We start from the raw sequence: 12,312 nt of genomic DNA, 5'->3' as shown, positions 1-12,312 counted from the left end.
AAGGTGATGGAGGTAAAATTATGAATAAATCACCAATTAATTTACAGGATACCTTTCTCAATCAGATCCGCAAGGACAATATTCCGGTTACCCTCTATCTGGTAAACGGATTTCAACTTAAAGGGTTAGTCAAGGGTTTTGATAATTTTACCGTAGTACTGGATTTTGAAGGCAAACAGCAGATGGTTTATAAGCATGCCATTTCGACCATAATGCCTTTGCGCTCTATAAATATGAATATGAATGCTGCCGGGGGCACTTCGGCAGAATAGACCCTAGACCCCTCGGCCGTAATGAATGGCCGCGATTCCTGGTGAAAGAAAAAGAGAACGCAGCGAATGAAAATTTCGTTGCGTTCTTTTCTCTATTTAGGAAACAGTTTGGCTTTAACGCGGAATCAAGTAATTGATCAGAGCCACACCGACTAAAATGGTCTCTAAAACAATAAGCTTCGGCCAGACTTTGGTCAGATTTGTTTTAAAATAATCGATGGTCAGAGAGAGACAGAGATGCATGGGACTAAGCATGGTACCAGCCGATCCGGCAACAAAAACAAAGACCGCCAGGGGAAGGCTGACCTGCCCGCCTGCAGCCCCAACGACAATAGGGAAAGCGATGCCGACATAAAAACCGGTTTGACCGGTCAGATAAGCAATTAGAAAACTGACCATGCCCAAAACGGCAATTTGAGGAATAGGCAGCTGGCCAATCAGTACCGGCAAATCATTGATTGATCCGGTTGCGGTCATAACCTCTTTAAACAGCATAATCCCCCAAATGATGACTAAGGTCTTGATGACGACGGCTTCCCGAACTACGGCAATCAATTGGCCGGGCGTATAGCGGTGCTTGAAAACCAAAAAGCCGACAACCAGGAGTACAGCCAAAATTGCATTCACCGAGGCCAAAACCAGGGCAACGACCCCAATAACGGGAAGGGTACTGAAGATCACATCTTTAATGAGTTTACCGCGTTCTTCTTTATCGCTTGAAGAGGACGCCGGTATTTCTGAAGGTTTGATCGAAAACAGAAAGGGTAAGCCGATTAAGATGATCAGGATGCCGAAAGGTGCCAAAGCGGGAATCAGTTTGGAAAGAGGGATCTGAGTGATTGAAGAGGCCAGGAGCACACCGGGGTAAATCGGGAGGAAATACTCCCAGATGTGCCTGTAATAGAAATTAACAAAAGCTTTTTCCTCTGCCGGCACGGATTTGCCTGCAGCTTCCTCGACCAAAGGGGCTGAAAATAAGGCTCCTCCGGCACTGGGCATCAGACCGATAAAGGCTGGAATCATCGCCATGACAATTCTCCGGTCCCGAAAAAGACCCGAAAGCGCTTTCAGCATACGATCCAAATATCCCTGTTTTCTGAGCAGTCGTTCCAAAATCATAATACTGGCCAAAACAGCGATCAATTCTAATGTGGTCTGACTATAAGTTGCTTTCCAGACCATCTGAAAAAAAACAGCCGGGCCGGTTCCGCAGAGTAAAGCCAAAAGCACGGAAGAAGCAATAACTACTTGGGCCAGAGGCTTCTTCCGCCAAAGAAGGATCATCATCAAGACAAAAACAAGCAGTAATTTCAAGGTTGTCATTTCTTTTTCCTCTCCTGCTTTATATTCTCAGACTAATATTTCTAATCATACACCTTCTTTAATATTATGCATATAGATAAAAGGATGGGGGTGCTTAAATGGCGGTAAAAATTACGTTCAGAGACAACCTGCCTCCTGTGATGAAAGGCCAGAGCCGGATCCGGCCGGCAAATGCCCAGCCGGAAAACGAGAAAGTAAAAGAAATCTTGACAGAGCTGGATGATTTAATTGGCTTAGGTACAGTCAAAAATCTGATCTATGAGCTTCAAGCTTTTATCGAGATTCAAAAATGCCGGGAAAAACTTAATCTGACTTCTGAACCGACAGTCCTTCATATGATTTTCAGTGGTAACCCCGGAACAGGAAAAACTACTGTGGCCAGAATCGTCGGTAAGCTGTTTAAAGAAATAGGGGTATTAAACAAAGGGCATATTTTGGAATGCGAACGCGCTGATCTGGTGGGGGAATACATAGGACACACCGCCCAAAAAACGAGGGAACAGATTAAAAAAGCTTTAGGTGGGATTTTATTTGTGGATGAAGCTTATTCTTTAGCCAGGGGAGGGGAAAAGGACTTTGGCAAGGAAGCGATCGATGCTATGGTCAAAGCCATGGAAGACCAGAAGAATAATCTGGTCATCATTCTTGCCGGCTATAAAAATGAGATGGATTTCTTTATTGAAAGCAACCCTGGTCTTCGCTCACGCTTCCCCATCCATATTTTTTTCCCGGATTATTCGGCAGAAGAACTCTATGCTATTGGTGAATCCATGCTGAGCAAACGGCAGTATGAATTATCCCCCGAAGCGAAGATTACTTTTAAAAAAAAGGTGCAATACACAAATTCTTTGCATCCTTATTCCGGGAATGCCCGTATGGTCAGAAATATTATTGAAAAGACCATTCGGAAACAAGCTGTCAGGCTGTATCAAAAAGCCAAACCTTCCAGAGAAGATTTGATTCAGATTAAAGAAGAAGATTTCCGGGACTGATCAGCCCCCCTACCTGAGAGGAGCAAATTTTTCCTCATTATTTGTCATTAAATTTGAAAATTGTAATGATTTTTTCGCAATATGGAAAGGTTTTTAGTATAATGATTTAAGTCGAATCCTGTTTTCGGGGAATGCGGTTATTTTTTCAACATGACCATTTGGGGGTTAATACTTGATCAACTTAAATCATCTTCCGTCAAAAATCGAACTTGCCCTGCATCAGGCCCAGAATTATCTCAGCAATCATACCAAAGGACTGGATTTGGTGTCCCAGAATAATCATCAGAAGGTCCTGGCCGCTTTTCAAAAATCCGGAATATCTACATATCATCTTTCCGGTACAACCGGTTACGGGCTTGGGGACAGCGGTCGGGAAAACCTGGACAATATCGTGGCTGATATTATGGGAACGGAAAAGGCGATGATCCGTCACCAGTTTGTTTCCGGTACTCATGCGATTTCTTCCGCTCTCTTTGGTCTTTTACGTCCGGGAGATCATTTTTTATCAGTAACCGGCATGCCTTATGATACTTTGCAAAAGGTGATCGGCCTTAAAGAAACGAATATCGGAAGCCTTAAGGAATTCGGCATAGATTTTGATCATATTCCGTTAGATAAAAACAGTGAGATTCAGCTTGATCTTTTAGCCGGAGCCGTAAAACCCAATACAAAACTGTTTATCCTTCAACGTTCCCGGGGTTATGAATGGCGAAATGCCGTAACCATTGCTCAAATTGAGGCCTTTACCGGTTATGCGCGGGAAAAGTATCCCTACATCAAAATTTTTGTTGATAATTGCTATGGTGAATTGGTTGAGGAGCGGGAGCCCGGTGATGTAGGAGCCGATCTTATGGCCGGTTCCTTAATTAAGAATTTGGGAGGAACTCTTGCTCCCGCCGGTGGTTATATCGCAGGGAGGGAAGAACTGGTGGAGCTTGCCGCCAACAGGTTTGCCGCTCCCGGTCTTGGCACAGGGATAGGGGCTACTTTGGATCACCTGCGCCTTTTATACCAGGGGCTGTTCCTGAGTCCGTTAACCGTCAGGGAAGCACTGAAAAGCGCCGTATTCAGCTCCGTATTCTGGCAAAGTCTGGGTTTTGACGTTCATCCCGAACCGGCTGCCGTAAGATCAGATACGATTCAAGCTGTCCGGCTTGGCTCTAAAGAGAAAATGATTGCCTTTTGCCAAGGCTTGCAGAAGGGCTCCCCCATTGATTCTCATGTCTTGCCACTGCCTGCGCCAATGCCCGGCTATTCCGACGAGGTGATCATGGCGGGTGGAACATTTATCCAGGGAGCGACCAGCGAATTCTCTGCAGACGGGCCGATACGTGAACCCTATGTTGCTTATATGCAGGGAGGGATATCCTTTGACTACGTTAAACTGGCCAATATCTTAGCAGCTCTTAATTTATCCGAAAAGGGATTTCTTGCTTGAGGCGATTATGCTCAAAAAAACAACTACGGAAAAATCTTTCTTGACCTATCTGTCAGATATTATTGAAATATCTTTAATTCTGTTTGCCTTGTCCTGGGTTCTGAAAACCTATTGCTTCGGTTTGCTGACAGTAGAGGATCAGGCAATGCAGCCGACGCTTCCTGCTTCAAGTATGGTTGCCGTTTATAAAGGGCCGGATATCTGGAAAAGAGGAGAAATCGTCTCATACTCTTCACCGGACAATGCAAAGCTTTTGATCAAAAGAGTCATTGGTCTTTCAGGCGATACCGTTGAAATCAGAAATGGACTGACCTTTATCAATAACCAGCCTCTTTATGAGCCTTACCAGCCGGAAAAAACAACCTTTGATCTGCCGGCGGTCCTTGTTCCCGAAAATCATATTTTTGTCATGAATGATAATAGACATATGAGAGACGATTCCAGATTTAACGGCTTAGTGGAAACGGGGCTTGTTCAAGGCAAAGTGTTGATCTGTTACTGGCCTCTTTCAAAAATCAAGATCTTTTTGTAGCGGAAACGATGATTGCTGTAACTTTTCGGTTCCGGCTAAACCAAGACAGGGGGGAGAATACTCAATGCCTAAGATGAAAGTTCTTGTCATTTTTGGCGGAGAATCCGGGGAGCACGAAGTTTCCCTGGTTTCGGCCGCCTCGGTTATTCAGGCTCTAGATAAAGAGAAATATGAAATATTAACCGTAGGAATAACCAAAAAAGGTCAATGGTACTGGGGGATTGATCCTCAGACCTGGAAGCTGAACAATGGCACAGTCTCCAGTCACGATGTTCAAGTTACCTTAGTCACTGATCCGGCCAATCCCCGTTTTATCCCGGTTTCCGGGAACACACTTCCTGGTGACGGTAAATTTGATCTTATTTTTCCGGTGCTTCACGGTCCAAAAGGGGAGGACGGAACTATTCAGGGCTTATTTGAAATAGCCGGTGTTCCTTATGTTGGCTCAGGTGTCTTAGGCGGGGCTTTGGGCATGGATAAAGACAGGATGAAAGCGGTCTTTGCCCAGGCCGGCTTGCCTATCGTACCTCATATTACAGTGTTAAAAAACCAGATTGACAATGATCCGGACAGTATCCGCACGAAGGTAATGACGGAATTATCTTTCCCTGTTTTTGTCAAGCCTGCTAATTTGGGTTCCAGTGTAGGGATCACTAAGGTCAGCCGAGAGTCCGATCTTGGTCAGGCTTTGAAGCTCGCTGCGGCTTATGATGATAAGGTTGTGATCGAACAAGGAGTCAAAGCCAGGGAAATTGAGCTTGCCGTATTGGGAAATGAAACCCCGCAGGCTACCGTCCCCGGTGAAATTATCCCGTGTAAAGAATTTTATGATTATGAAGCAAAATATATCGATGATTCCAAGCTGATTATCCCCGCCCAATTAAATAAAAAAACCGTAAACAAGCTTCAGGAATACGCTGTTACGGTTTTTCAAGCGGTTGATGCTTCCGGTTTGGGCAGAGTGGATTTTTTTGTTACTGATACCGAGGAAATCTTTGTCAACGAAATCAATACCTTACCCGGATTTACCAATATCTCGATGTACCCAAAATTATGGGAAGCAACAGGAGTCTCTTATCCCGAGCTGCTGAACAGGCTGATCCGGCTTGGTTTGGAAAGATTTCACCGGCTAAACGTCACAGATTAGACAACCAGCCGGAATACCCCAATAACCTTGCCTAAAATGGTGACATTCCGGGCATAGATGGGTTCCATACCGGAATTTTCCGGCTGGAGGCGTATACAGTCTTTCTCTTTATAAAATCTTTTCACGGTAGCTCCATCTTCAATCATCGCCACAACAATCTCCCCATTGTTTGCGGTATTTTGCTGACGGACCAAAACAAGATCATGATCGAGAATACCGGCTTCGATCATGCTTTCGCCCTGGATGCGCAGCATGAATACGGAATCGGATTTCACCATATCATAGGGTAATGGAAAATAATCCTCAATATTTTCTACTGCCATGATTGGCTGACCGGCCGTAACCTGGCCGAGCAGGGGAACATGTACGGTATTGTGCATCATTTCGCTATTGCCGGAGCCGTCCAACACTTCGATTGCCCGGGGTTTCGTGGGATCGCGCCGAATATAGCCTTTTTGTTCAAGAGTATTTAAATGATTGTGCACTGTCGAACTGGATGTTAGCCCGACAGCTTCACCAATCTCTCTGACAGAAGGGGGATAGCCTTTTTTGGCTATTTCTCTTTTTATGATATCCAGGATTTCCTGCTGACGCTGGGACAGATCTTCCATTATTTCAACCTCCCCATTATAATCCATAATTATGCATAATAGTATTTTACCATTAAAACCCCAAAAAGCAAACTTATGTTCGATTAATCGTTGACACGAACACAGGTTCGTATTACAATGATACAAGAACATATGTTTGGGGGTGGGGATTCTGAAAACACATGTATTAAAATATCCTGTCAGAGCATTAACAGTCTTTCTTTTCCTGCTGTTGCTCATGATCTTGCTCAACAGCGGCACATTATTCGGCCAAGGCTTTAATACTGCAACATATTATACAAAAGTAACCGTTCAGGAAGGGGATACCCTTTGGGAGATCGCAAACAATTTAGACGGAGCTTCCAATATTGACAATGTTATCGCCGGTATCATCAAATATAATAAACTGCCCAATCATAATATCGCTCCCGGTCAAATTCTCTATGTGCCATCTGTTAAAATGTAATCGATACTAAAGGATAAACAACCCTGATGACCTAAAAACGATCTTCATAAAAGATAAATACTCTATCAATAAAACATACTCTGCCTTTTTATAGAAGATTGGGTATGTTTTATTGATTTCTCGATTTAACTTGTACAACCTGCTGACAAATTATATAAAGGTTCCAGGGATTATTTAAGAATTTTTATCCATTGACCTCCATATATTTAGATCGTAATAGTTTGGAGGTCTTTTTTTATGAATAAAAAAAAGAGAATAATTGTTCTGATTATCTCTATTTTAACAGGCATATCGGTTTTGACCGCCAGTGCCTTTCTTTACAAATACCTTCATCAAGATCAGCTTTCACTCGATTATGAATATCTCAATTCTATTTCACCCGATCAGCTTCTTTATTACCAAAAAAAATATCCTGGAAATTGGAAGGATTATATCGCTGTCCTATCACTGCTCAATGATCCATATACCGATGATCATTCTAAAGAGCTCAGCCTGCGAGACAAATATATTAAAACTATCATTGCCCAACTGGAAAGTAACAAACAGTTCGCAGATATAGACTGGATAGGAATCAACCGTACCGAAAAAAATAAAATAATCAAATTCAGGCGAATCTTAGAATACTATACAATATACAATCCTGAAGAATATGGATTTCCGGTTGAAAAAGCTCCCACTTATGATGATACATATGGAGCAGACCGGGAGGGCGGCCAAAGACGGCATGAAGGAACGGATTTGTTTAATAAAAAAGGCACAAACATCATTAGTGTCTCGACGGGCACCATAGAACAGCTTGGTTGGAATAGATTGGGGGGAGAACGGGTAGGGATCAGAGGCTCAGATGGAAATTATTATTATTATGCTCATCTTGATACAATTAACAGCAGTTTATCTATCAATAAACAAGTCAATAAAGGTGATCTGTTAGGCACTATGGGTAATACCGGTGATGCGGTGACAACACCTGATCATCTGCACTTCGGCATTGAGCTGCCCAATGGAAAATGGATTAATCCTTTCCCATATTTGAAGGTCTGGGAATACTATCAGTTCAAAAATGAATAAAGAGCCGGCCGGTATTTTTGTTAAAGGAGAAACCGGCTTATGTAGTTTGAGTCCCATAATAAATATTATGTAAAGTAAAATGTTTTAGATGGACTTTTGGGTTATTAAGATGGTTTGCATCATTATAGTTCTCGATTTGGTTATATGTGTGTCTAGACAGCTTTTATAGATTAGTCTCATATTTATTTGTACTTTTCACGTATATCATAAGATTTAACAATCTTGTCTTAGGTATCAATACTTGAATTTTTAATATTTACGTACTAAATCTTGATTCTCAAAACTTTAAAATAAACAAAAGTTTTAAGCAAAAACATTTGCTTATTAAAGGATTGCACCATATTTCACATCATTTTGAAATATTTTACTAATGATTAGAGTCTTGTTAACATATTTTAAGCAATTACCTTATCTCCCCTTCTCTACTGTTTTATTCTATCTATTGTCGAAGAGAACAGAATAATCTCTCACTAGAAATAAAAACATGGTATCGTTTAATTCAACAGATACCATGTTTCATCTTAATTGGCAATGCCTATATTATACTTTCTTATGAAAGAAAGCCATAAGGAGACTGTTTTTTAGTTCTCTATTCTTTTACTGAAGTTAATAATTTCATATAATCAATAGAATTTTGATCATTGATTTCCGGAAAGTTAATATCAATATCCTTGTTGATATCATAAACTTCAGAGGAGAACCCTATTCCAATTTTAATTGTCCCTTTTATATCTTCAGGAATCTCTTCCTTGATGTCATTCAAATCCGCAGCCAAATGGGCTAAGGATTCAAGGTCTAAATTCAGATCAATATATCCGGTTTGCTTGATGATATACCCGTCTGCAATAAAGAATTTCAAGTTAATGCCTTTTTCTCCAATTATTCCTACGTCCGCCATTGAATCAATAAAATGATTAAACTCAGAGAGAAATTGATTGGAATTTTCAGAATATGATTTAAACGCTTCCTCCAGTTCAAGCTTTGCTTTTTCTTGATCAGGAATTTGAGCAATATCCAGACTGGTCATCATGATATCCTTGATAAAAGCAGTAGCGTCATCACTCTTCATAAAATGATTTACCGTATATCGAATCAGCTGTTTGAATTCCTGATCGTCAAGCTGAATTTCATACCAGACTCCCGTTTTTTGTCCGTCTTTTGTTTGCAGCACCTGCTGTTGAGTGTTTTTTACAATAAAGGCGGGGTTATACTGAACAGCATACTTCTTCAAAAATGAAATATATTTTTCCTCAATATCCTTTGAAGCCTTAATGATATCGGTATAGTTCATACTGATCCCTTGATCTTCCGCTACCTCCATAGGTTTGTATACCATATATTCTTTTCCGGCAAATTCAGGTGGCAAATAGGCTGAGAAACTTGCCGGGAGTTTAAAGATTTCAGTCATCTTAGGCTGTTTATCCGTAAGATCAGAATCAATCCAAGCTGAAAAACTTATGTTGGTATCCATCGCGGCTAAGTTTGCATCCACCTGAGTTTTCGTTAAAGTACGATCCTCATTTGTTATCATTTTTGTCTCAGTAGAAAGTACAGCATCATTCAAATACGATTTTGCCACAAGAAAATTACTTTCATATGTAGGCGAAAGCCCATCGGCATCAAGGTTTAATGTAATTTCTCCATGTTCCTGCATAGATTGAATATCATTCATTTTAAGTGCCGCTTTAAAAACTGTATACTGTTCCCTGTTACATCCGGAAACAAATACCGTAGTGAAAAGAAGCATTAGAATAACGATTCCACATTTTTTAAATCTCATTTGCTTACCCCCTTTTTCTTATACTTCAATTATATCATTGGCAAATTTAGACATCAATCAGTAATGATCAATTAATGCAGTCAAACCGCCTAAAATGCTTAAATTTATACTGTCAGAAGATTTTACCGCAGAGCAATTGTATCCATATCCCCAATTCCTTTTCTAAAATAAGTAGATTTTAGGACTCAGAATGTTGATACTGATCAAAAAAACGTTTAACGGAAAAAAATGTTAAGCGCCTTTATTTCCCCAAAAAATATTGATATCGACTGCACAAATTAAAGAAGCAGCCAGGTGCGTTCCACTGGCTGCTTTTATTGTAAGGGAGTCGGGGTATAATATGTGACCAAAATTATTCTTTGCAGAATATCGAGAATCTATACCGATAGAAGGGCCAGACTGAAATTCTTTGCCGTCTCGCGACCAAATTGAAATGTGTTACTGGATTTCTTTACGGTGCTGCAAGTGGATGCCAATATGCCCAATTCCCAAAATCATCACTGACAGCATCAGCCAAAACACTTTCCCATACACGCCGAGCAAGAAAAATGCCGTTACAGGCAGAGTTGCCCCGGCAACCGGTATGCCGCAAAAGCTGCTGTAAAAATCAGCAAGGGTTTTTTTGCTCTTGAAATAGCGTATCCACCAGGCTTCATACGCCAGCATGAGGAAAACTGCCGCAACGAGCCATACTGTCCAAAGGGACCATTCACGGGGATTGAAATCAGAGAAGATCAATACCGCAAAGGTTACAAGGACTTGTCCCAGGCGTTCAAATAAGAGAAGGACCCTATTTTCGTTTTTGAAATTATAGTCTTGGGGCTGATTTTTGGCCCAAATCAGATTGGGCACTATCAGCATGAACAGAAAAATCAAGCCCACGTATGAAAAGCCAAAGTGCCCCATATACTCCTCCGGTAAATTACTGTCGATTCCCATAGTTCTATTATGATATCAGAAATAGAGAGGGAAACCAAGTGCGCTGGTCAATTCCGTACAATGCACAGCATCGATACTTGAATCGCACAGTAAAAAACATGATATACTATCTTCTAAATACCTGAGCTTTTCAGATTTCAATTTGCTTCAAACGGCAAACGAAAAATTGTTGAAGCAGTATCCAGAAATCGAAGATCTGAATAACTTTAAATTGATGTGCTTCGAAAGACATCATAGTTACCTTCTAAGTAATCATTTATAATTTTTCATGTTTCTGCTATCAGTGCCTAACAAAATGCTTTTAAACTTTTGCCATGCATCGTCATAGTGAATAGATCTCAATCTTGGGAATGCCCTAACAATTCGTATATTCTGAAACCGACTTAGACTGACCAAATCTTTAATGTGTTCGTTATAAAATTCATTTTCTTCAAATTTGCTCAGAAGAGATTCTTTAAGTCCTCCGGCATGTTTTGCATACTGTTCCAAAAATCGGTTTATTGCCAACTGCATATCTCTCAGTCTGCTGTTCAGAATCAGAAGATGACGCACAGTTATAGACAAATCCACCATGAGAAGAATAAAAATAACAATTGATAAAACAATTTTCAATAAAGCAGGCATTTGGCCAATCATCTCCCCGACAAACGGGTGGATATACTTGATAAGCAGTACCGACAGTATACCAAAAACTACTGCACCTAAAAGGCTGACTCGTCCCTGAATATTGAAACGATATTGTGAGTAATCCCACCACTTTGCATTAAATAGTTTTTCAAGCAGAATCGCGGTTATATATTCCACCGTACAGGTTAAAAACATCCCGATGAAAAACAGCATAACAATACTGTAGGTTCTCTGATCTAGAAAAAATATAACAGCCAACGCGCCAAAGCCATAGACAGGACAGACAGGCCCATTGAGAAATCCCCGATTGATCAATTCTTTTTGACCAATTGAGCATATGATGGATTCATATGCCCACCCGATAAAGCTATAAGACATCAACCATAAAAACCATTCCGCAATCACCATAACAACTCCATTCCAGCCCAGCGTACTAATAAGACAACAGGCTTTTGAGCCTGCGCACATCTTTTCGCTCTCCGAAATCAAAGATCTCCATAAACGCACAATATTTGTCTGCCGCGATGACAATACAGGTCTCCCTATACTTAGGTGGCTTTATCGTCAAAGGCCACATATGCTTGCATATAATGTCCTGTTCCAGTCTGTTCAAATGAAAATAATGATTTGCGTTCTGCAATGAGATATACGAATGCTTCAAACCATGCAGCCCTTTGTATGGTTTTTCGATATGCCAGTCATACAGGAAAAAATCGTGAAGAAGACCGCCTCTGGCCGCAGAGCGATAATCAAGGCCCATCCGCCTGCAAGCCAGATAGCTGCTGTACGACACATAAAGGCTATGCTCCAGGCAGTCGATATCACCATGCTGTATATATTTTTTCATTGATCTGACCATATCATGGTCGATCAGGTCACGAATACATTCGATATATTCTTTGTCGTCCAAGGAATGCGTCTTTATATTTAATTTTGAGATGATCCAACCGACCATTGCCATTGCTCCTTTTGCGTGTCGTTTTTCAGTGTCTCGACCGAAACATGGAAAGCACAAGTCCTTCGATTGATTTGTTCACTTCTCAAAGCCTGCCATTTTTCCGGCACTGAAACATTTAACCCATCACTTTGTCAGTTCTTCTCTCTGCTCTTCGCCTCTTTGCATAAGTTCGCTTGCAAA

General features: G+C 41.0%; 13 protein-coding genes. 7 read left to right on the top strand and 6 right to left on the bottom strand.

The window, feature by feature from the left end:
- The first annotated feature begins 20 nt into the window (after positions 1-20).
- A complete protein-coding gene (gene hfq / locus SGLY_RS08775) occupies positions 21-272 on the top strand; it encodes an RNA chaperone Hfq (RefSeq protein WP_013624930.1) in 252 nt (83 codons plus the stop codon).
- A 114-nt stretch (positions 273-386) separates the two neighbouring features.
- Here hfq and SGLY_RS08770 read toward each other — a convergent pair whose 3' ends face one another.
- Positions 387-1,595, bottom strand: a complete 1,209-nt coding sequence (locus SGLY_RS08770; RefSeq protein ID WP_013624929.1) for a DUF401 family protein — start codon at positions 1,593-1,595, stop codon at positions 387-389.
- 98 nt (positions 1,596-1,693) lie between these two features.
- Here SGLY_RS08770 and SGLY_RS08765 point away from each other — a divergent pair, with 98 nt between their 5' ends.
- From SGLY_RS08765 to SGLY_RS08750, 4 genes are all read left to right on the top strand, one after another.
- The gene (locus SGLY_RS08765; protein WP_013624928.1) at positions 1,694-2,587 is read left to right on the top strand and encodes an AAA family ATPase; all 894 of its coding nucleotides are present in this window, start codon (positions 1,694-1,696) and stop codon (positions 2,585-2,587) included.
- A gap of 175 nt (positions 2,588-2,762) precedes the next feature.
- Positions 2,763-4,025 carry a methionine gamma-lyase family protein gene (locus SGLY_RS08760; RefSeq protein ID WP_041445272.1) on the top strand — a complete coding sequence of 421 codons (1,263 nt, stop codon included), beginning with the start codon at positions 2,763-2,765 and terminating at the stop codon, positions 4,023-4,025.
- A 7-nt stretch (positions 4,026-4,032) separates the two neighbouring features.
- Positions 4,033-4,557, top strand: a complete 525-nt coding sequence (lepB, locus tag SGLY_RS08755; RefSeq protein WP_013624926.1) for a signal peptidase I — start codon at positions 4,033-4,035, stop codon at positions 4,555-4,557.
- Positions 4,558-4,621: 64 nt separating this feature from the next.
- Positions 4,622-5,704 carry a D-alanine--D-alanine ligase family protein gene (locus SGLY_RS08750; RefSeq protein ID WP_013624925.1) on the top strand — a complete coding sequence of 361 codons (1,083 nt, stop codon included), beginning with the start codon at positions 4,622-4,624 and terminating at the stop codon, positions 5,702-5,704.
- Here SGLY_RS08750 and lexA read toward each other — a convergent pair.
- Complete coding sequence (gene lexA, locus SGLY_RS08745) at positions 5,701-6,315, bottom strand: transcriptional repressor LexA (protein WP_013624924.1); 615 nt, start codon at positions 6,313-6,315, stop codon at positions 5,701-5,703. The genes SGLY_RS08750 and lexA overlap by 4 nt on opposite strands.
- A 136-nt stretch (positions 6,316-6,451) precedes the next feature.
- On the opposite strand from lexA, the gene SGLY_RS08740 reads away from it, so the two are divergent.
- The gene (locus SGLY_RS08740; protein WP_041444754.1) at positions 6,452-6,760 is read left to right on the top strand and encodes a LysM peptidoglycan-binding domain-containing protein; all 309 of its coding nucleotides are present in this window, start codon (positions 6,452-6,454) and stop codon (positions 6,758-6,760) included.
- Between the two features lie 237 nt (positions 6,761-6,997).
- Positions 6,998-7,828 (top strand): M23 family metallopeptidase, encoded by an 831-nt coding sequence (locus SGLY_RS08735; RefSeq protein WP_013624922.1) that lies wholly within the window; start codon positions 6,998-7,000, stop codon positions 7,826-7,828.
- A 589-nt stretch (positions 7,829-8,417) separates the two neighbouring features.
- Here SGLY_RS08735 and SGLY_RS08730 read toward each other — a convergent pair.
- The 4 genes from SGLY_RS08730 to SGLY_RS08715 all read right to left on the bottom strand — a co-directional run bounded on the left by SGLY_RS08730 (position 8,418) and on the right by SGLY_RS08715 (position 12,129).
- Entirely contained in the window at positions 8,418-9,608 is a 1,191-nt protein-coding gene (locus SGLY_RS08730) for a hypothetical protein (protein WP_013624921.1), read from the bottom strand.
- A gap of 438 nt (positions 9,609-10,046) precedes the next feature.
- A complete protein-coding gene (locus tag SGLY_RS08725) occupies positions 10,047-10,514 on the bottom strand; it encodes a hypothetical protein (RefSeq protein WP_013624920.1) in 468 nt (155 codons plus the stop codon).
- A 285-nt stretch (positions 10,515-10,799) separates the two neighbouring features.
- The gene (locus SGLY_RS08720) at positions 10,800-11,642 is read right to left on the bottom strand and encodes a putative ABC transporter permease (RefSeq protein ID WP_013624918.1); all 843 of its coding nucleotides are present in this window, start codon (positions 11,640-11,642) and stop codon (positions 10,800-10,802) included.
- On the bottom strand, positions 11,608-12,129 hold the full coding sequence (locus SGLY_RS08715) for an HD domain-containing protein (RefSeq protein ID WP_013624917.1): 522 nt from the start codon (positions 12,127-12,129) through the stop codon (positions 11,608-11,610). Before SGLY_RS08715 ends, SGLY_RS08720 begins: the two co-directional genes overlap by 35 nt.
- Between the last annotated feature and the right edge of the window lie 183 nt (positions 12,130-12,312).

The organism is Syntrophobotulus glycolicus DSM 8271, from assembly GCF_000190635.1.
GTDB lineage: Bacteria > Bacillota > Desulfitobacteriia > Desulfitobacteriales > Syntrophobotulaceae > Syntrophobotulus > Syntrophobotulus glycolicus.
The sequence above is the reverse complement of the archived record's forward strand: the minus strand, read 5'-3'. Positions and strand labels throughout refer to the sequence as shown.